Here is an 18,674-nt window from a genome sequence, read left to right as displayed (position 1 = left end):
TATCGAAGGCAAACGGGCAAAAACTCATTGACGAAAAGTGCATATTAATAAATATTATTACTATCATGCAAAGATACTCCATCTTCTCTCTTGCCCGGAATGCGCTGTCCGGCCACCGTAACTGGCAACTGGCCTGGCGCAGCCCACCGCTGAAAGATCAGTATGATGTGGTTGTGATCGGGGCGGGGGGCCACGGGCTGGCAACCGCCTACTATCTGGCCAAGGAATTCGGCATCACAAACGTTGCGGTGCTTGAGCGCGGCTGGCTTGGGGGCGGAAACATCGCCCGCAACACCGTCACGATCCGCTCGAATTACATGCGGGACGAGTCGATTCCGTTCTACGTCAAATCCGTTGCCATGTACGAAGGGCTCACGGATGAGCTGAACTTCAACATGATGCACTCAAAGCGCACCATGGTGGATGTGGTGCAGACCTGGCCCAAACTGCGTGAGTTGCGCAGGCGGCAGTTGACGATGGATATTTACGGCTCGACCTATGAGCAAATCACGACCGAGGAATTGCGCCGACGCATTCCGGCGCTGACTGGGGGTGGGCCTGATGCACGCCTGCCGGTGATCTGCGGGATGGTGCATACGGATGCGGGTGTGAACCGGCATGACGCCGTGGCATGGGGCTATGCGCGCGCGGCGGACGCGCGCGGGGTTGAAATTCACCAGCAAACCGCAGTGCAATCCCTGATACGCGGGGCAGATGGCAGGATCGAAGGGGTTGAGACAAATCGCGGCGTCGTTAAGGCAAGCAAGGTGGTGGTGGCCGTTTCGGGGCATACGACAACGTTGACCGAGACGGTCGGATTGAAACTGCCTTTGCGGACGATAAACCTGACGGCATTTGTGTCCGAGCCGGTGAAGCCGCTGGTCGACGTGATCGTGAATTGCCCCGACAGCGGGTTCTATTTCAGCCAGTCCGACAAGGGCGAAATGGTAATCGGCGGGGCACCCGATATGGGGCAGAGCTTTCGCCGCGACATCAAACAGCACGTTTTCGAGGATACAGTGACCGCGATGCTGTCTCTGTTCCCAAGCTTCAAAAAGCTCAAGCTGATGCGGCAATGGGGCGGGCATCTGGATATTGCGCATGATGCCTCACCCATCATGGACCAGACCGAAGTTCCGGGCCTGTTCGTCACCGCCGGATGGTGGGGCGGGTACAAGGCGATCCCGGCGGGCGGACTGACACTGGCGCATCTGGTTGCCAAGGAACAACCGCACCCGCTGATGGCGCCCTTCACGCTCGGTCGGTTCCGGCATCTGGATTTCGTAATGGAAGCTGGCACCACCACTGCGCGATAGGAAAGGACGGATCATGTTGCTTATAACCTGCCCGTTCTGTGGCAAGCGTAATGAAAGCGAATTCATCTATGGGGGACCGGTTGAGGCGGATCGTCCCGACCCCAATGCGGTCAGCGATGCAGAATGGGTCGAATATCTGACTGTAACGCCAAATCCGCTGGGGCCGGTCCAAGAAAAATGGTGGCACGCGCGCGGGTGCGGTGAATGGTTCACGATCTGGCGCGACACCCGGACCCATGACATTGTGGAGGCACCCGATGGCACAGAGTAACCGCCGCGCTTCGGGTGGGCGTATCGACCGAAACCGCCCTGTGCGGTTTACGTTCAACGGCAAGCCTTATGAGGGTTACGAAGGGGATACGCTCGCTTCGGCTCTGCTGGCCAACGGTGTTCGTGTCACCGCGCGCAGTTTCAAATATCACCGCCCGCGCGGGATCATGGGTCATGGACCCGAGGAACCTGCGACTTTGGTTGAACTGGATGGCGAAGATGCCTCGGGCAACCGCCCTGCGACCACCATACCGCTGCGCGACGGCCTGAGCGCAAGGTCGGTCAATTGCTGGCCCTCGCCCGAGTTCGATCTGGGTGGTATCAACCAGCTATTCACACGGTTCATCCCGGCCGGGTTTTACTACAAGACATTCAAATGGCCCAACTGGCACCTGTTTGAACCTTCGATCCGCAAGGCCGCCGGTCTGGCTGCTGCTCCGTCCAAACCTCCGTCCAAGGGTCATTTCGAGGCACGGCATGCCCATGCCGACGTGCTGATCGCCGGGGCGGGTCCCGCCGGATTGCAAGCAGCGCTTGAAGCAGGGCGTGCGGGCAAGCGGGTGTTTTTGGCGGATGAGGGGACCGAGGCTGGCGGTAGCCTGCTCAATCGGAACCTGACCATCGGGGGCCGCCCGGCGATGGATTGGGTGGCCGATGCTGTGGCCGAGCTGGATGGGATGCAGAACGTGACCCATCTGCAAAATGCAACCGTCTGGGCTTATCGCGAGCACAATCTGATGATTGTCAATGAGCGTGACCCCGAGCAGGATGGGATCCTTGAACGCAGTTGGCGGGTTCGTGCAGCCGAGGTTGTGACCGCAACCGGCGCCACCGAACGCGCGATGGTATTCGGCGACAATGATCGCCCCGGCGTGATGCTGGCCTCTTCCGTGCAAGCATATGTGAATCGTTGGGGCGTGATGCCCGGACAGCGCGTGGTGCTGTTTACCAACAACAACAGCGCTTATGCAGTGGCCGCAGATTTGGCTGCCGCAGGCGTCACGGTCGAGGCGATCCTTGACAGTCGTAACAAGGTGCCACAGGCGGCGTTGGATTTGGTGTCCGGGGTCACAGTGCATGTCGCGACCGTCGTCAGTGAGGTTCGAGGGCACAAGAGTGTCCGCGCTGTAAAGGCTGTGCCCAAAACCGGTGGAGCAGGAGTTTGGATCGACTGCGACCTGCTGGCGTGTTCCGGCGGGTGGAGCCCAACGGTGCATCTGTGGTCTCAGTCCCGTAGCACGTTACGGTTTGACGAGGATCTGGCGGCCTTCTGTCCCGATCAGGCGGCGCAGGCCTGTCGAGCCGTGGGCGCGGCGGCGGGTAATCTGACGCTTGATCAGATTGTCGATGGGGGTGAAGACTTTACCTATGCGATTGAGCCGCTTTGGCGGGTGGATGTTGCCGGTCAGCGCGGCAAGGCGTTTCTGGACGTTCAGAATGATGTCTCGGTCAGTGATGTGCATCTGGCCCTGCGCGAAGGCTATGACAATGTCGAACATGTCAAACGCTATACAACCGGTGGCATGGGCATTGATCAAGGCAAGACCGGCAATATCAACATCATCGGCACTGTCGCGATGGAAAAGGGTCTGCCGCTGCAAGAGGTCGGCACAACAACCTTTCGTTCACCATACACCCCGGTGTCCTTCGGCGCGATAGGTGGATTGCGCGAAGGCTGGAGGCTGTTCCCGTATCGTCATACCCCTGTGACCCAGTGGAATAAGGACAATGGTGCGGTGATGTACGAAGCCGGAGCCCGCTGGCGGCGTCCGGGGTATTTTCCGAAACCCAACGAAGGTCTGCAAGAGGCGGTGAATCGCGAATGTCGTGCCGTGCGTGAGGGCGTGGGTGTCTATGACGGCTCGCCGCTGGGGACGTTCGAATTGAAAGGGCGAGACGTTCCGAAATTCCTGGATTTCGTCTACTCCAACATCATGTCCAGCCTGAAACCGGGTGATGGGCGGTATGGCTTGATGCTGACCGAGGATGGCCTGATCCTGGATGATGGCGTGGCCTTTCGACTGGATGAGCATCGCTGGCTAATCTCGACCTCGACCGGCCATGCGGATGCGGTGAACCAGCATATGGAGAAACTGCTGCAGACCGAGTTTCCCGATTGGCAGGTGATGATCACTACGGTCACCAGCCAGTGGAACAATGCCACCATATGCGGCCCCAAAGCGCGTGAAGTGATGCTGGCGCTTGGCACCGATATTGACCTCTCACCCGAGGCGTTTCCGTTCATGTCCTTCCGCGAAGGCACTGTCGCCGGAGTGCCGACTCGGGTCGTGCGCGTAAGTTTTACCGGAGAGCTGTCCTTTGAGGTGAATGTCGCCCCCCGCCACATGGCCGAGCTGTGGGAAAAGGTGATGGAAGCCGGCACGCCCTTTGGCATTCTGCCTGTAGGGTCGGAATCCAGCCATGTGCTGCGGGTCGAAAAAGGGTTTCTGTCACTGGGACACGAGGTTGACGGGACCGTCGATGCTTATGATCTGGGTATGGGTTGGGTGATGTCCAAGAAAAAGTCGGATTATCTGGGCAAACGGTCGATTGAGCTGCGCCGATCGCGCGGTGCGCCACGGCGCGAGTTGGTGGGCATCCTGCCAGAAGATCCCAACCGGCAAATCCCAGAAGGCGCGCCCCTGACGCCGGGAGGCCGGAAAGAGGCGACAGACGGGCTGGTTACGGCCTGTGTCTGGAGCGTGGTGAACAACCGCTGGGTCGGGCTGGCGCTGTTGGAAAACGGCCATGCGCGTCAGGGCGAAACCGCCCATGTCCGGCTGAAGGATGATGTGATCCCGGTCAAGGTGACGAAACCGGTGTTCCACGATCCCGAAGGCAAACTACTGAGGTCCTGAGATGAGCTACGATGTTACGGTTCAACGCTGCGGGCTGACCGCGTTGTTCGACCTCAAGGGAGCGGCTGAGGCGGTCGGGGCCTGGGTTGGCGATACATTGCCGGGTTTTCCGGACCGTGCCAATCACCGGACGGAAGAAGAGGGGACGGAGCTTTTCTATGTCGGTCGTGATCATTGGATCGCCCGAGCGCCGCTGGCGCGGGAAGAGGCTCTGGAGGCCCAGTTGAAACCCACGGACTGCCCGGCTGATATCAGTATCGTTCGGGTTTCGGACACGATGACCTTTTTCCGCGTTACTGGTCCCGATGCGGCCGAGATCATGGCGATTGCCTGCCCGCTGGACCTGCATGACAGCGTGTTCGGACCGGATGCAGTGACCTATTCCGAGGTTTTTGGCCTCAAGGCACTGGTGATGCGGTATCAGGACGGGTTCGAGTTCGCGGTCGAACAGAGCTTTGGTGACATGATCGACGACTATCTGGCGCGGGCCATGGCTTGACCCAACAGGCGCGGGGCGGCACAGCGGATCGGTAATCACCGGGGTGAAAGAGATGCCGCAATGCTGATGACGCTGACCTCAATCCTGCCGATCTTCCTGATCATTGCGCTGGGGCTTGCCCTGCGCAAAGGCGGTATTCCCAGTACCGATTTCTGGAACCTGAATGACAAGCTTGTCTATTGGGTTCTGATGCCCTGCCTTTTGTTCAGCAAAATCTCACTGTCACCTTTGGACAAGTCGGCTTTGGGGCTTTATTCGATGGCTATTCTGGGCGGGTTTGTGGCGGCACTTGTGTTTGCAGTTGTCTCCGCCCGTCTGCTGGGGTTCGCACCGCCTCAGGCGACTTCGATTTTGCAAGGCAGCGCGCGGCACAATTCATTCATTGGTCTTGCACTGGCGGCCAATCTGTACGGGCCGGCGGCACTGGACATCGCTATTCTTGCAACGGCGATATTGGTGCCGACGACCAATATCGTGATGGTCATCTTGATGGTCGGTGCGCTGAAAAGCGACCGCGCCAATAGCCTGCCCATCGCCATTTTGCGAGAACTGGCGCGCAATCCATACGTGATCTCGATCTTTCTGGCGGTTTGCGCCAACCAGTTGATCGGGGACAGGATCGCGGTCGTGCATGATGTAACGGATGTTTTGGGGGCGGGGGCTTTGCCGATTACCTTGCTTGCGGTGGGGGCCAATCTGAGGGTTCGTGCTATGGCTGCCAGCACGCTGCCTTTGATCCTTGCCTTTGCAGGTAAGATGGTTGTGTTTCCTGTCGCGGTCCTGGTGATCGGCTTGCTGACCGGGCTGCCACGCGATGTGCTGCAGATTGCGGTCGTCTATTCGGTCGTGCCGACAGGTGCCTCGTCCTACACGCTGGCCAAGCAACTGGGTGGTGATGCACCGCTGATGGCGGCTATTGTTACGCTACAGACGCTGATTGCCGCCGTCAGCATTCCGGTCTCGCTCGCCGTGCTGTTGCCGCTGATCCCGTGATGGCTAATCGCGATAGATGTTGGTGAACCCAGGCCGCGGTATCTAATAGGCGGGCATCACCACCTTTTCGTCCGATCAGTTGAATGCCTAGTGGCAGCCCGTTTTGATCGGTCCCAAAGGGCAGCGCCACCGACGGCACTTGCAACAGGTTCCACATGCGAGAATAAAGCGGATCTCCGGTCGCCTCCAATCCCATAGGGGCCGGTCCGGGCGCAGAGGGAACCAAAAGCGCATCTATGTCGCGGAACATTTGATCCAGCATCGCATCTGCACGGTCCCGCAGGTCCAGAGCTGCACGGTATTCCCTGTCGCTGACTGCCAAACCTGCGGTGACAAGCTCATGAAACTGCGGGCTGATACCGGGAACGCCGACCGCGTACTCCGTCGCGCGTTGTCGCGCGACCTCGTACCCCATAACAGCGATCTGAGCCTGAGTGAGTTCGGAAAAAACAGGCGGGTGGGCGATCTCTCCGACCTCAGCGCCGGTGGCGGCAATGGCGCCCAGGGCGCGCGTGCAGGTATCCCGCATTTCGACTGAGCCGTCCTGCCAATATGGGCCGCGCATTAAGCTGATCCGGGGCAGGGCATCATCGAACTCAGGTGGCGGACGCAGGTCTGTACCGCGCAACACAGCGTCGGACAGAGCCAGGTCCCGAGGGTCACGGGTCAGAATACCCAGCGTATCAAGGCTTTCGGACAGCCCCATGACACCCGTCAGATCATACCGTCCGGTCGTTGGCTTGAACCCGCATACCCCGCAATAGGCGGCAGGTCGGATCAGCGACGCGGCCGTTTGAGACCCGAATGCGAGCGGTGTCATGAAATCGGCCACAGCCGCGGCCGAGCCGGATGACGACCCACCAGGAGTGTGTGCTGGGTTGGCCGGGTTGGCGGTCTTGCCCGGTCTGAAATAGGCAAATTCGGTAGTGACGGTTTTACCGATCGGTATTGCACCGGCGTCTAGAAAGGCCTGTACACAGGCCGCATTGCGCTCTGGGCTCCGCCTGGCATACAGGTCGCTGCCCCACCCTGTTGGCATTTCGTCTGTGTCGATGATGTCCTTGATCACAAAAGGCACGCCATGGAGCGCGCCGCCAGAGGGGAGTGCATCGGCGGCATAGGCCCGCTCCATGGCGCGCGCCGCATCGAGGGTCTGGAAGGCCCCGATGACAGGTTCACGATCTTTGATCCGGTCCAGATGTGCGGCCATCACCTCGGACGGTTTCACCTCACCCCGCTGGATCATCGCGGCAAGCACATGGGCAGAGTGTTGATTCAGCGCGATCATGCCTCCAACGCTTTCAACGCTGCTGCAAACGGTGTGACGGGCATGTCGTAGATGCCACCACCCAACCGTCCGGCTTGACCCAGCCGGTCAAGGATACCTAAGCCGATCACTGGTCCCGACCCCTGCGCAACAGCACCACGCGCCGTGCTGCCCAACCTTACATCCAACGCTCGGAAATAAGGGTGCGCCCCAACCGATAGGCCCGACATGCGCGCTTGTGCGTCATCGGGCAGATAGGCACCAAGCCCTTTTTGCTGTTCGGGGCTCAATTCGATGGCCATTGCGCCCAGTCCAAAGGCTTCGACCACGGCGCTGTCACCAATCGCGCCCAAGGCTCGGTCTTTTGGCAAGTCCACATCGAATGTGCCTTTCGGCGTGCCGGCCGGAATCGTGAACCATTGGTTCGTAAGGCCAGAAACCTGAATGCCGACCTCTCGCCCATTGCCGCCTGCCGCCGTTACAAAGCTGGAACCGTCAATCCCTTCGGCCAGTTTCATCATGCACTTGGTGGCGGCCATCCACAGGTTCAGAAACAGTGAGGGCGAGCTGTTAATGAACGCCAGCACATCGTGATCGGTGATCCCGCCGGGCGTTCGATCCTCGAGTTCTGCAATCAGTGCCTGCGCGGCCACAGGCGTACGCCCGTGACAGTCATCCCCGCCCAACAAGCCGATTACGGCCAGTGGTACCAGTGCGATTCCCTCGGCAAGCCCTTTCTCCAAAACATCCAGAAACCGGGTGTTGAGCCATCGAATATGATCCAGAACCGCCTCGGACCGCAGCCCCAGCCGCATCGCGGGGCGACTGCCTGCGTTGATCGGTGCATAGACCCGTTGCTGCCCGCGCCATGCATCATAGATCGTGTGCAGCGGCATATCGGCCGAGACCACGGCAGCCAGAGGTGTCACGACGTCGTGGTCCTGCGCAGGCTTCAAAACGATCTCACCCCCGCTGATCATCGCCTCGGCCTGATCAAAATCCTTCGCCAGACCTTGCCAGACGGCAGCAACACAGGCCGAATTCAGGATCGGTACAGTGATCTGATCCGGGTTGGCAAAGGCAGGACCGGCGTGCAGAAGCACATTTTCATCCAGGCCCAGCGCCTCAGATGCCGTATTGAACCGGTTCCAGACCGGTTGCGTCACCATTGCCCGGTCAAAGGCTAATTGATCGGCCGGATGCAGCATCACGTGCCCTCTGGTGGAATGATCCAAGTTTCCGAGAAATACAGAAATGCAGTCGTCGTCTCGTATCCGGCCTGTACACGTGTGCCCAGCTTGCCCGGCAACGGGTGGCCATTGACGATGATCTGCGCCGAATGTGCGGGCACCAAAAGCGAGAACATGTTCTGCTCGCCCGAGGCGACCTCATGCGGAGACAATTCCAGCGCGCGGGGTGGTTCGAACCCCTCCCAGATCAGCTCAATTGTCAGGTTCTCGCCGACGATGGTCTCGGTATAGCGATGGCTCATGGGATCACCGGTTGAGCGTACGACCTGCGCGCCGATCTCGGGTAGGGTTGCAAAGGCTGGGGCGTTGGCGAAAGCGGCCAGTTTGCTGATGAAATTGGTCTTCAGAAACGCCGTAAGGTCTGGATTGTCACTCAGGATCACGTTTGGTGCGTCGAGGGGTCCCTCAATCCGATCCGGTGCTCCGTAGAGCAGCAAAACCTGACCCTGACCTACCGGAGACCATGCCACGCGAAAAAACAGTGCCATAGCCGAGAAATTGTCGTTGTCGTCTTTCAGCAGGATGCCGGGGTTTTCGCCGGTCCAATCAACGGTGCCGGGGGTGATCGGTTCATTCAAAGGCATCACAGATCCTCCTGCGGGGTCACCCAGGTCTCAGAGAAGGCCAGAAAGGCGGTCGACATGGTGCGACCAAAGAATTGGCGGCTGGCAACCTGACCGGGCAGAGGGGTGCCGTTGATCACAATCTGTGCCGCTTTGGCCTCAAGGAACACAGAATACATCTCATGCGCTTTGGTGGCCGAGTTTTCCTTGGTCACCTCAACTGGCAAAGGTGGGCCCATATCCTGCCAGATCATCTCGACCGTCACGCCCGATCCTCGCAGGGTTTCGGAGTACCGGGATTTCAAGTCGCCGGGACGTTTTTCCACGCTGTCGCAATCCAGCCATGTCATTGCGCTTAGCCCGGCCTTGCCGATAAAGGTTGGCATTTTCGTCACCCAGCCATCAACGATCCAGCGCATCATTCGCTGGTTGTCGGTCATGATCAGGTTGGGCACTTGCGGCCAGCCCTGCGCCTGATCCGGAGCACCTAGGATCAACGCTGCATTCCCGCGCCCATAGGGCGACAGAGCCACCCGAAAAAACAGCGCCAGAGTGTCGTAATAATCCTGTCCGGGGTCCCGCTTCAGATAGATGCCCGGGTTTTCGCCGGACCAGTCAACGCGGCCGGGGTTGTGGGGAATGCGTGTGGTCATGACCAGCTTGCCTCGTAGTCTTTGAGGGCGTCGATGATGAACGCCCTACGGGCGTCGCCCTGAAGATGGTCGCCGGATTTGTAGATCTCGGCCACTTGATGCGAAATCTCTTTCAGCACCGCCCCATCGTCGCGACCCTTCTGCAACGGAATGCGCAGCATCGTATCCCCGGCATAGGTCGGGATCACCTTGCCTGCGAAATTATCGGCGGGTTGCGGCGGGCGTTCACCGTTTTGCAGGGCGCGAATGGCGTTGCGCAGCAGACGGCGCGCCTTGGCGACACCCCGGTCGGTAAAGCTGAGGTTTTCGCGCGCATGGATGTTCTTTGGCCCTTGGCTTACCCAGGCATCGTAGTCGCCCGGATCACGCTGGCGCATTTCATAGGGACGGTCCGGGTCTTGGCCATAGAAATCTGTCATGCCGTAGCCAACCTTGCTTTTGTCCGTCAGCCCCTTGGGGTCGTCATTCGCCGCCGCATCCCGGAAATGTCGCCAGGCGATGACCATCGTGTTGGTATCGTCAATTGGGGTGATCCAGCGCGACAACCCACAGCGCCCAAAATAGCGCGGCCCATCCGGAACCGGGAAATGACCCCCATTCTGTGTGAACGACGGCAGCATGTGGTCATGTATCCGGACCCAGACGATATCCTCGAAGCGTCGGACATTGGTGTAGAAATCGCCCGTCTGGCTTTCGTGAAACTCGATCATCGGCATTTCGGCAAAAGCGTCGATGAACTGGCTGCGCACGGCCAGTGTGTGCAAGTAGACCACGTGGAAGGGGTCCCAGGCGTTTTCCATCACTTGCAGCCAGTTGCAGGGGGATTTGATGAGGTAGGGCACCAGTTCATCGCCCTCTTCGTCAAACGTGTCCATCACCGGAAAGGGCGGCTGTTCACTGGCCGGGCCCAAATAGGCAAAGGCCAAGCCCTTGTATTCGATCACCGGATAGGCCCCAAGACAGGCCTTTTTCTTGACCTGAGAAGCGGGCGGTTCGCACGGGGTTTCCAGAACGGTGCCGTCCAGCCCGTATTTCCAGCCGTGATAGGAGCAGCGAATGCCGCCTTCCTCGACAATACCAAACTCAAGGCTCATGTTGCGGTGGCAGCAATGCAGATGGGTCAGCCCCAGCTTGCCCTCTTTCTTTTCGCGAAACAGAACCAGATCTTCGCCCAGAATGCGGATGCGATAGGGCAGGTCACCGATCTGGTCCGTCATCGCAACCGGCATCCAGAATCGGCGCAGATACTCACCGCAAGGTGTGCCGGGGCCAACTTCGGTCAGCTCAGGGTCAGGGGTTTCGTGCCAGACATTCTGCTGGTCATGGCCGCGGAAATTGCCTTGGGGGGCCGAGAAATGATCGTTCATTGCGTCCTCCGTGCACGCCGGTGGTCAGGGGAAGGGATCAGGCATCGGTTTGGCACCGGTCCAGATCGATTTGGTTTGGCAAAAATCCTTGATGGCGTCGGGACCAAGCTCACGGCCATAGCCCGACAGCTTGATCCCGCCGATGGGGCTAGCGGGATCGACGCTGCGATAATGGTTGATGTAAACCGTGCCTGCTGCAACGGCTTCAGCAACCCGTTCGCCTTTCTTGGAGTCTGTCGTCCAGACCCCTGCGGCCAGACCATAGTCACTGTCATTGGCCAGTGCTATGGCTTCGTCTTCGGTTTCAAAGCTGGTGACTGCCAGTACAGGGCCGAAGACCTCTTGCCGCCAAAGCTGCATCTCAGGCGAAACACCGTCGAATATGGTCGGCCCGACATAGAACCCGCTGCGCCCTGCAGTGGATTCCAACCCGTCCAGTACACAAACGGCCCGTTCGGCTTTGGCTTGGTCGATCATCGCAATGACTTTGTGCAGATGGGGTTCGTTGGCCAGCGGTGCGATCTGTGTTTCAGGGTCCATCGGATCGCCCATCTTCAACATGCGCGCGCGGTTGATCAGGCGCGAGACCAGCGTGTCTTTCAAACCGACCTCGACGATCAGGCGCGAACCGGCGACGCAGGTCTGACCATTGGACAGGAAGATCCCGGACAAAATCCCATTGACCACGTTGTCCAGATCGCAATCGGCGAACACCACCTGGGGTGACTTGCCGCCCAGTTCCAGTACCGCAGGGATCACACCTGCCGCCGCAGCCTCGGCTACTTTGCGACCGCCCAGATCGGATCCTGTAAAGGTGACCTTGCGTGTCAGAGGGTGCCGTACCAACGCTTCGCCGACCTCGTGCCCCAGCCCGGTGACGACGTTCAGCACGCCGGGTGGCAAGCCCGCGTCATGTGCCAAGCGCGCGAATTCCAAAGTCGAGGCCGACGCCATTTCCGATGGTTTGACGACCACAGTATTGCCCGCCGCCAAGGCTGGGGCCAGTTTCCATGCCAGGATCATCAGGGGTGAATTCCACGGCGTAATGGCAACAACTACGCCATAGGGAATGTGGTGGCCGACGCTGTGGACACCGTGGATGGAGTTCACTTGAGCTTCGGGTCCCAGCTTGCGCGCTTGGATGGCGAAGTAGCGAAACCAAGTGTGCAGCCCGGAAAACTGGCCCCGTACTTCGGTGATCCGTTTGCCATTGTCGCGGATTTCCGGTGTTACAAGCTCTTCCCATCGATGTTCCAGAACATCCGCCAGCCGGTCGAGCATATCGGCGCGTTCATTTGGGCCCGTTTTTGCCCATGGCCCGTTGCGAAAGGCGTGATCAGCGTCTCGGATTGCCTGATCGGCGGTTTGGGCATTGCCGCGGGCGATGGTGCTCCACCCTTGACCTGTTGCGGGGTCGACGCTGGTCAACATTTCGCCGCTCCAGTCCACAAACGCGCCCGAGATGAATGGAGTGTACGCCCTCATTCAATGTCTCCGACCGCAGGTTGTGCCACCAGTGCCAGCAGGTCGCCGCGACAGACCACGCCCCGGTTGCCATGGGCCAGAACATACCCCGAGGCGGAGAAGTTCAGATCTATTGATGCACGCTCAGGCTCCGCCGGGAAATGCAACCTTCCAGCGAGTGTACCACGTTCGACATATTGGCCAGCCCTACAGCGCCGATCAAACAAACCATCCGCGGGGGCGTATACCGATTGTGACGGGTCAGCGATCTCCACGCATTGTGCTGCTGCCGGTTCGGGCTTATCGCCTTGTAAGATTCCCAGATGCCTGAGGCATCGAAGCAAACCCGTTTCAGCCAGATCGGTGATTTCGGGATCAACTCCTCCTCCTCCGCCCAATTCGGTCGCGATCATGGGCGTGTTGGTCCGCTCGGCTGCCGAGTTTACAGATCGATTGTCATTATGTGTGCCCAGCACCCAGATCAAAGGCAATCCAAAGGCACGGGCAAGGTCCATGTTGGCGGAGGTGAGCGCCTTGTCTTGCGTACGGGCGGCTAATGCGCAGGGTTCGAAGACCGAGGCTTTGCCCCCGGAATGCAAGTCGATTGCGGCGTCCACGCGTGGCAAAAGAACCGTCTCGACAAAATGCGCCAGCATTGCGGTTGGACCGCCATCGGCATCTCCGGGAAAGGCACGGTTCAGGTTCTGACCATCCAGCGGAGAGACACGGGACGCAGCCGCCAGCGCCGGTGCGCTTAGCCCGGGGATCAGGATCACCTGTCCAGCCAACTCGTCGGAGTTCAGGCGCGCCGCGAGCCGCATTATCGCGGCCGGTCCTTCGAATTCATCCCCATGCGTACCGCCAAGGACCAGAACACTCGGTCCCGGCCGCCCTTTCAGGCTGATCACCGGTACTGGGTGATAGCCCAGCGGCACCGAATTGTCCGACCACTTCAGCATCTGATCGCCCACCTGCCTGCCCGGCGCATCAAGATCGATGGTCAGGTGCAGCCTGCTGGATTGGTGAGAGTCTGTGCGGGTCATCTGATTTCTTTTTGCTGGCGCATCCACTTCATATCATAATTTTTTTGAAAGTGAATTGTAAAAAATCTGTTATTATGTGATATGAAGTGCGATGGCGCAAAGCCATCCTGGCTTTGCCGGAGGAACTCTATGACTCTGACGCGCGCGAAAGCGGGAATCGAAAAAATCAAACCTCATATGGTGGGCGGGGCGTCCGAAGACGTGCCACCGCCAGCGGCTCTGCTGAATTCAAATGAGAACGTTTTTGGCCCGAGCCCGAACGCGCGTGCCGCCGCTTGTGCGGCCATTAGTTCGGTGGAGCGGTACATGGAAAATCCAGACAATATTCTGGCCCCTGCCATTGCCGCGCATTTTGGGCTGGACGCGGCGCGGATCACAACCGGGCAGGGATCGGACGATCTGTTGGCACGGCTGGCCCGCGCGTATCTGGGGCCAGGAACCGAGCTGATCCGCAGCGCCAATGGCTATCTGAAAGTGCCCAACTACGCCTATGCCAATGATGCCGAGGTCGTGTCTGTTGATGATGACAGCTTCAAGCCGTCGGTGGACCGGATGATCGACGCGTTAAGTGAACGTACGCGCGTGGTCTACCTCGCCAATCCCGAAAACCCAGCTGGAACCTACCTGAACCGGGCCGAGTTGCGACGGCTACACGCGGCATTGCCCGACCATGTTTTGCTGATCATTGATGCCGCATATGAAGAATATGTCGACGCCCATGATTACGAGCCTGCGCACAGGCTGGTCGAGGATTCAGAAAATGTGGTTATGTGCCGGACATTTTCCAAAATATACGGGCTGGCCGGGGCACGTGTAGGGTGGATGTACGGGCCCAGCGACGTTGTGGACAGCGTACGGCGGATCGGGCTGACGTTCCCGGTTGCGTCTCCTTCGGTTGCCGCGGCCATCGCCGCGTTGGAAGATAAGGCGCATACACAGGCGGTTTTCCAAGCCAACGCGCAGGGACGGCGCTGGATCGAAACAGAATTGCGTGCTCTGGGGTTGGAGGTTGTACCAAGTCAGGCCAATTTCGTATTGGTTCGCTTCCCGGACCAAGGAAAATCTGCCGAAGCGGCCGATCGATTCCTGCGACAACGTGGCGTTGCCGTGCGCAGATTCGCCTCGGCTGCTTACCACGACTACATCCGCATCACCGTTGGTCACCCTCATGAAATGCATGCGGCGCGTTGCGGGATCGCCGCGTTTCTAGACGGAGCTTCGTGATGGTCGCTGCACCGCAATCCCGCAACGACGCGCCGTCGGTGGCGCATGTGTCCGGGGCCGCTATCATTGCAGCTATCAAAGCGTGCCACATCGGTGAAGTTGTGGCCCTGCCGGACATAGTGACCAGCGATGGTCTGTTATGGCCGATCTCGCGCGATCCCGATTTTCGCCTGACCCGGATCTGCAAGGAAGATGAAGGCGTCAGTATTTGTGGCGCGATGTCTTACAACGGCACGCGGGCAATACTGATGATGCAGCAGACCGGTTTGATGGATTCATTGAATGCGATCCGGGCGATTGGTGTCGACTACGAATTGCCCATCGTCATGATGGTTGGCCTGCAAGGGAAAGAACCGCATCTGCTACCGGATCAATCGGCCGCGTACGGTGTTCGGATCATCCAGCCGGTTCTGGACGCGATGAACCTGTCGCATTCTTTGATCGAGGCACCGGGGGACGAGGCTCAGATTCCGTCCATGGTCGAGGCTGCCTATGCGGCGTCCAGACCTCATATCTTCTTGATTGGCCGATCGCCGGAGGCCCCATGATCATGTATCGAGACGCAGCTCTTAAGGCATTGATCCCGCATGTACGCGAAGAAGATATCGTGGTCGCGGTCTACCAAAGTTGTTTCGACTGGTTGGCGCTGAACCCGCGCGATCTGAACTACGTGGCTGTCGGAGCGATGGGCCAGGCATCCTCACACGGTCTAGGGCTGGCGCTGGCAAATCCTGACCGGCGGGTGATCGTTCTGGACGGGGACGGCAGTTTGCTAATGAACCTCGGCTCGCTTGTGACGATTGCCAATGCCGGGGTCAGCAACTTGTATCATTTCCTGTCCGCCAACAGGGTGTATGAAGTAAACGGATCACATCCCTTGCCTGGTGCTGAACGCGTCGACTTTGCGGCCATGGCATGGGCCGCGGGCTATGCCGGAGTGCAGCGCTTTACAGCGCTTGACCAATTCTCAGAGTCACTGCCACATGTCTTGTCGGCCAGCGGCCCGCAATTCGTTTCAATGGAGATACAAGCCGGAGAATCGCACCCGCGAGACTACGCCTATATCCACAGTGCGCAGGCCCGCGAAACATTTCGCGAGGCGCTCAATCGCGGGTGACTTTCGTCTGGACGATGTTCAGAAAAGATTGCCCAACGGCCGTGAGTGGTTTGTTCTTGGACCAGAACAATACTGCCCGAAACGTCAGCGGCGCGGCAAAGGGCAGGGCGACGCAGTCGGGTAGTGTCTTGAGGTATTCAAGGCTGGCCCCGACGACAGAAACGCCAAGGCCTCGAGCGACCAGACGACAAACGGCATCGGTGGTCCGGGTTTCGTACTGCATGTGCCGTGCGATGTCTTTTGCTTCAAAAAACTGATCGATCTCGAACCGGAAGCGTGAAGACGGCATGTAAGATATGAAGTTCTCACCCTCCAAGTCCCGCGCCTGCACGATTGTATTATCTGCCAGACGGTGGCCAGTGGGCAGCACGCAGCACACATCGCTGTCACGGATAACAAGGCTTTCGAAAGAGGGATTGGCCGGTTCAGTCGTCGTGATCCCAAAATCATAGTTCTGGGATACCATCCATTCGACCGCATCGTCGCTGGGGGCGATTTCCATGCGCGCCATGGCGTGCGGCCAAGCGGTTGCGAATTCACCGAGTAGATCGGGTGCCAGTTGAGAAGAGACCCCCGGCGTGATCACGAGATTCAGCCGGGCATGACCGAATTTACCGATTGCAGCGGCCGAGTCTTTGATGTGCTCCATACCGCTGACGGCCTGGCGCACCTCTTCTACCAGCAACCGGGCTTCATCGGTGGGCACCAATACCCGTCCTGACCGTTGGAACAGCTGAAAACCAACCTCGGCTTCGAAATCCGAAATCAACCGACTGACCGCTGGTTGCGATATCCCAAGCATCGCTGCAGCCTCGGTCACCGTTCCGGTCGATACAACGGTACGAAACGCGTCAACCTGTTTGAATGTGATCTTCATATGGGGCAACGCTGTCGTTCTATGGGTTGGCCACTCATAGTAAAATATTATGAAATGACCGACAATAGCTGGAGAAAGCTATGTTGTAAAAGTCCGCGGACAACGTGAGACCATCATTATTGTGGGCGGGTCGAAACTGTGATGAATTCGATACTGTCTGACACGATCTCGGAAAACCCATGAGGCAATTTGGCATCGAAACTCAGGGTATCGCCGGTTGTCATGGCAAAGCTTTCTGTACCGCACCGATACACTGCATCACCCTTGATCAGGTACAGAAAGACGTATCCTTCGTGCTGATAACTTGGCAACGTTTCTGACTGGTCTTTCGAGATGCTGATCCTCGCAGATTGAAACATGCCGCCTGGCCCGCCATGCTTGCCAAGCAACAGGTAGTCATGCGCGTGTCCTTGTGTGATCCGCCGCGAGGCCAATCCTTCGCAGGCTTTGACATGATGCACGTCTGCCGAAACCTCGGTATGTGCGAACAATGCCATCAGAGGGACATCCATTGCCTCCGCCAAAGCCTGAAGCGTCCCAAGAGAGGGCGAGACGCTACCGTTCTCGATACGGCTAATCATCGACGTTGAAATCTGCGCTGTAGTGGCCAACTCAGAAAGGGTCAGACTACGTTCCTGCCTCAATCTCAGCAGCGTTTGTCCGACATCGTGCTCAATATCTCTTTGTTTGATCACAGTCTTCCGTGCCGATCTCGAAGATGGTTCGCCTAAAGCTAATTTCTATAGTTGCGCCAATTTTGTTGGCCCAGTCAATCATTTGTACCGCCGTTGGCGAAAGCAACTATACGGGAAAAACTCGAACCTTGGGTCACTACTCGATAGGCATCCAATCTGGTCTGGGATCGTAGGCCGAAAATCCTTCTGTCATCTCTGGCGTCTCACGACCAAAACTTGCCTCATAGATAATGCCAGCTTCGCCAACCATGAAAGAAAGGATGCCAATCTCGCCATAATAAGAGGGAACCTAGGCTGGATGTGTCGCAATCTTTTGCGACGGCCAGCGCCAGCGACTTACTGGACACACCTATCCTGCGATCTCAGCAAACATCCGAAAGCCCGCAGTCGTAGTGCTGGAGAATTGCCCTTCTGGATCATGTTCGCGACTTCGATGCCGTCCAAAGTAGCCGAGACAAATCTGAACGATTTGAACCCACACATGTGCCCGATGAGACGCTTGATGAATCGATGATCCTGTTCGATCATGTTGCTCAGATACTGGGGCTTGATTGTCTGTGCTTTGGCGGGGCACCCAAATCGCCTCAGAATTCTGTTCACTTCTCGCATGCCGGTCGCATCAGCACCGCTTTTGTCGATGACGATCTTACTCGGGAATTGACTTGACGACAGCGCTTTGCCAAAGAGCCTGGTCGCTATGGGACGGTTCTTTTGCCCAACCCAAGCACCTCAACCTACCGTAGCTTCGTGATAATCTCTTCGGGCTTGTGTCGTTTCGTTCCTATTCTGATTCTCCGTTTGCTAATGATGGCGGAAGACCATTTCAGCAGTGGGGATCAGGGTTGAGTGACCCCATCTGCCGGGTCCAATTTGATTGTTAGTGCATGATCGGCCTTTGACCTATCGGCACGATGGTTTCCGGCGCTGGTGGGCGATAAGCCAATGCAATGTGTGGTCTTCTGGTGTTGTAGTGCTTTTTCCAATTTTCGGTGACGATCTGCGCTTCGCGCAGGTTATGGAATATCTCGCCATTGAGCAGTTTATCCCTCATTCGACCGTTGAAGCTATCGCAACATCCATTCTCCAAAGGTGAGCCTAACTCAATGTATGCCGTCCTTGCGCCGACAGCGGCAATTCCCAAGTGTAATGACATCCGGTTTTCTGCTGTTTACCGAAGTCGAAGGACAAGTGCGCCCACAACTTCGTTGACGTAGGCCC

18 protein-coding genes and 2 pseudogenes are annotated in these 18,674 nt (G+C 58.2%); 8 read left to right on the top strand and 12 right to left on the bottom strand.

All coding sequences use genetic code 11. From position 1 onward, the window contains the following. Window positions 1-65: 65 nt before the first annotated feature. The 5 genes from ACR0IV_RS20995 to ACR0IV_RS20975 are packed head-to-tail and all read left to right on the top strand — an operon-like array spanning window position 66 to window position 5,936. The gene (locus ACR0IV_RS20995) at window positions 66-1,316 is read left to right on the top strand and encodes an FAD-dependent oxidoreductase (protein WP_480660969.1); all 1,251 of its coding nucleotides are present in this window, start codon (window positions 66-68) and stop codon (window positions 1,314-1,316) included. Window positions 1,317-1,329: 13 nt separating this feature from the next. Further along, on the top strand, window positions 1,330-1,587 hold the full coding sequence (locus ACR0IV_RS20990; RefSeq protein WP_480660967.1) for a sarcosine oxidase subunit delta: 258 nt from the start codon (window positions 1,330-1,332) through the stop codon (window positions 1,585-1,587). Beyond that, the gene (locus tag ACR0IV_RS20985; protein ID WP_480660966.1) at window positions 1,574-4,444 is read left to right on the top strand and encodes a 2Fe-2S iron-sulfur cluster-binding protein; all 2,871 of its coding nucleotides are present in this window, start codon (window positions 1,574-1,576) and stop codon (window positions 4,442-4,444) included. Before ACR0IV_RS20990 ends, ACR0IV_RS20985 begins: the two co-directional genes overlap by 14 nt. A 1-nt stretch (window position 4,445) precedes the next feature. After that, window positions 4,446-4,943, top strand: coding sequence for a sarcosine oxidase subunit gamma family protein (locus ACR0IV_RS20980; RefSeq protein WP_480660964.1), 498 nt, complete (start codon window positions 4,446-4,448; stop codon window positions 4,941-4,943). Window positions 4,944-5,003: 60 nt separating this feature from the next. Beyond that, on the top strand, window positions 5,004-5,936 hold the full coding sequence (locus ACR0IV_RS20975) for an AEC family transporter (RefSeq protein ID WP_480472217.1): 933 nt from the start codon (window positions 5,004-5,006) through the stop codon (window positions 5,934-5,936). Here the strand turns inward: ACR0IV_RS20975 and ACR0IV_RS20970 are convergent. Genes ACR0IV_RS20970 through ACR0IV_RS20940 form a run of 7 tightly spaced genes read right to left on the bottom strand, consistent with a single transcriptional unit; the run spans window position 5,890 to window position 13,543 of the window. Further along, on the bottom strand, window positions 5,890-7,224 hold the full coding sequence (locus tag ACR0IV_RS20970; protein WP_480660960.1) for an amidase: 1,335 nt from the start codon (window positions 7,222-7,224) through the stop codon (window positions 5,890-5,892). The genes ACR0IV_RS20975 and ACR0IV_RS20970 overlap by 47 nt on opposite strands. Further along, a complete protein-coding gene (locus ACR0IV_RS20965) occupies window positions 7,221-8,411 on the bottom strand; it encodes a YlbE family protein (protein WP_480660958.1) in 1,191 nt (396 codons plus the stop codon). Before ACR0IV_RS20965 ends, ACR0IV_RS20970 begins: the two co-directional genes overlap by 4 nt. Beyond that, complete coding sequence (locus ACR0IV_RS20960) at window positions 8,411-9,037, bottom strand: hypothetical protein (protein WP_480660956.1); 627 nt, start codon at window positions 9,035-9,037, stop codon at window positions 8,411-8,413. The genes ACR0IV_RS20965 and ACR0IV_RS20960 overlap by 1 nt, the downstream gene beginning before the upstream one ends. Further along, window positions 9,037-9,669, bottom strand: coding sequence for a hypothetical protein (locus ACR0IV_RS20955; protein ID WP_480660954.1), 633 nt, complete (start codon window positions 9,667-9,669; stop codon window positions 9,037-9,039). The genes ACR0IV_RS20960 and ACR0IV_RS20955 overlap by 1 nt, the downstream gene beginning before the upstream one ends. Further along, complete coding sequence (locus ACR0IV_RS20950) at window positions 9,666-11,036, bottom strand: Rieske 2Fe-2S domain-containing protein (protein ID WP_480660952.1); 1,371 nt, start codon at window positions 11,034-11,036, stop codon at window positions 9,666-9,668. Before ACR0IV_RS20950 ends, ACR0IV_RS20955 begins: the two co-directional genes overlap by 4 nt. A gap of 24 nt (window positions 11,037-11,060) precedes the next feature. Beyond that, complete coding sequence (locus tag ACR0IV_RS20945; RefSeq protein WP_480660950.1) at window positions 11,061-12,521, bottom strand: aldehyde dehydrogenase; 1,461 nt, start codon at window positions 12,519-12,521, stop codon at window positions 11,061-11,063. Beyond that, a complete protein-coding gene (locus tag ACR0IV_RS20940; RefSeq protein WP_480660948.1) occupies window positions 12,518-13,543 on the bottom strand; it encodes a succinylglutamate desuccinylase/aspartoacylase family protein in 1,026 nt (341 codons plus the stop codon). Before ACR0IV_RS20940 ends, ACR0IV_RS20945 begins: the two co-directional genes overlap by 4 nt. Window positions 13,544-13,672: 129 nt before the next feature. Between ACR0IV_RS20940 and ACR0IV_RS20935 the strand changes: the two genes are divergently transcribed. The 3 genes from ACR0IV_RS20935 to ACR0IV_RS20925 are packed head-to-tail and all read left to right on the top strand — an operon-like array spanning window position 13,673 to window position 15,884. After that, window positions 13,673-14,767, top strand: coding sequence for a pyridoxal phosphate-dependent aminotransferase (locus ACR0IV_RS20935; protein ID WP_480660946.1), 1,095 nt, complete (start codon window positions 13,673-13,675; stop codon window positions 14,765-14,767). Further along, window positions 14,767-15,315, top strand: coding sequence for a decarboxylase (locus ACR0IV_RS20930; protein ID WP_480472226.1), 549 nt, complete (start codon window positions 14,767-14,769; stop codon window positions 15,313-15,315). The genes ACR0IV_RS20935 and ACR0IV_RS20930 overlap by 1 nt, the downstream gene beginning before the upstream one ends. Next, the gene (locus ACR0IV_RS20925; RefSeq protein ID WP_480472227.1) at window positions 15,312-15,884 is read left to right on the top strand and encodes a thiamine pyrophosphate-dependent enzyme; all 573 of its coding nucleotides are present in this window, start codon (window positions 15,312-15,314) and stop codon (window positions 15,882-15,884) included. The genes ACR0IV_RS20930 and ACR0IV_RS20925 overlap by 4 nt, the downstream gene beginning before the upstream one ends. Here the strand turns inward: ACR0IV_RS20925 and ACR0IV_RS20920 are convergent. From ACR0IV_RS20920 to ACR0IV_RS20900, 5 genes and pseudogenes are all read right to left on the bottom strand, one after another. Continuing rightward, window positions 15,871-16,761, bottom strand: coding sequence for a LysR substrate-binding domain-containing protein (locus ACR0IV_RS20920; protein WP_480660943.1), 891 nt, complete (start codon window positions 16,759-16,761; stop codon window positions 15,871-15,873). The two genes, ACR0IV_RS20925 and ACR0IV_RS20920, sit on opposite strands and share 14 nt — an antisense overlap. A 116-nt stretch (window positions 16,762-16,877) precedes the next feature. Continuing rightward, window positions 16,878-17,456, bottom strand: coding sequence for a helix-turn-helix domain-containing protein (locus ACR0IV_RS20915; RefSeq protein ID WP_480660941.1), 579 nt, complete (start codon window positions 17,454-17,456; stop codon window positions 16,878-16,880). A 136-nt stretch (window positions 17,457-17,592) separates the two neighbouring features. Next, a pseudogene (locus ACR0IV_RS20910) lies at window positions 17,593-17,730 on the bottom strand (DUF2950 family protein); the annotation flags it as partial. Between the two features lie 62 nt (window positions 17,731-17,792). Further along, window positions 17,793-18,155, bottom strand: coding sequence for a DDE-type integrase/transposase/recombinase (locus tag ACR0IV_RS20905; protein ID WP_480660992.1), 363 nt, complete (start codon window positions 18,153-18,155; stop codon window positions 17,793-17,795). Window positions 18,156-18,333: 178 nt separating this feature from the next. Further along, window positions 18,334-18,591 (bottom strand): annotated as a pseudogene (locus ACR0IV_RS20900) (integrase core domain-containing protein); the annotation flags it as partial. Between the last annotated feature and the right edge of the window lie 83 nt (window positions 18,592-18,674).

It is taken from the genome of Ruegeria sp. C2 (assembly GCF_056537765.1).
Note: the sequence above shows the minus strand (reverse complement) of the source record. Positions and strands in the feature narration are given on the sequence as shown.

What these genes read in the sequence shown, in the direction of transcription:
- ACR0IV_RS20930 (WP_480472226.1), top strand. Translation starts at nt 14,767, where the DNA reads ATGGTCGCTGCACCGCAATCCCGCAACGACGCGCCGTCGGTGGCGCAT.
- ACR0IV_RS20920 (WP_480660943.1), bottom strand. Translation starts at nt 16,761, where the DNA reads ATGAAGATCACATTCAAACAGGTTGACGCGTTTCGTACCGTTGTATCG.
- ACR0IV_RS20955 (WP_480660954.1), bottom strand. Translation starts at nt 9,669, where the DNA reads ATGACCACACGCATTCCCCACAACCCCGGCCGCGTTGACTGGTCCGGC.
- ACR0IV_RS20965 (WP_480660958.1), bottom strand. Translation starts at nt 8,411, where the DNA reads ATGCTGCATCCGGCCGATCAATTAGCCTTTGACCGGGCAATGGTGACG.
- ACR0IV_RS20970 (WP_480660960.1), bottom strand. Translation starts at nt 7,224, where the DNA reads ATGATCGCGCTGAATCAACACTCTGCCCATGTGCTTGCCGCGATGATC.
- ACR0IV_RS20985 (WP_480660966.1), top strand. Translation starts at nt 1,574, where the DNA reads ATGGCACAGAGTAACCGCCGCGCTTCGGGTGGGCGTATCGACCGAAAC.
- ACR0IV_RS20960 (WP_480660956.1), bottom strand. Translation starts at nt 9,037, where the DNA reads ATGCCTTTGAATGAACCGATCACCCCCGGCACCGTTGATTGGACCGGC.
- ACR0IV_RS20980 (WP_480660964.1), top strand. Translation starts at nt 4,446, where the DNA reads ATGAGCTACGATGTTACGGTTCAACGCTGCGGGCTGACCGCGTTGTTC.
- ACR0IV_RS20950 (WP_480660952.1), bottom strand. Translation starts at nt 11,036, where the DNA reads ATGAACGATCATTTCTCGGCCCCCCAAGGCAATTTCCGCGGCCATGAC.
- ACR0IV_RS20945 (WP_480660950.1), bottom strand. Translation starts at nt 12,521, where the DNA reads ATGAGGGCGTACACTCCATTCATCTCGGGCGCGTTTGTGGACTGGAGC.
- ACR0IV_RS20995 (WP_480660969.1), top strand. Translation starts at nt 66, where the DNA reads ATGCAAAGATACTCCATCTTCTCTCTTGCCCGGAATGCGCTGTCCGGC.
- ACR0IV_RS20940 (WP_480660948.1), bottom strand. Translation starts at nt 13,543, where the DNA reads ATGACCCGCACAGACTCTCACCAATCCAGCAGGCTGCACCTGACCATC.
- ACR0IV_RS20925 (WP_480472227.1), top strand. Translation starts at nt 15,312, where the DNA reads ATGATCATGTATCGAGACGCAGCTCTTAAGGCATTGATCCCGCATGTA.
- ACR0IV_RS20990 (WP_480660967.1), top strand. Translation starts at nt 1,330, where the DNA reads ATGTTGCTTATAACCTGCCCGTTCTGTGGCAAGCGTAATGAAAGCGAA.
- ACR0IV_RS20935 (WP_480660946.1), top strand. Translation starts at nt 13,673, where the DNA reads ATGACTCTGACGCGCGCGAAAGCGGGAATCGAAAAAATCAAACCTCAT.
- ACR0IV_RS20975 (WP_480472217.1), top strand. Translation starts at nt 5,004, where the DNA reads ATGCTGATGACGCTGACCTCAATCCTGCCGATCTTCCTGATCATTGCG.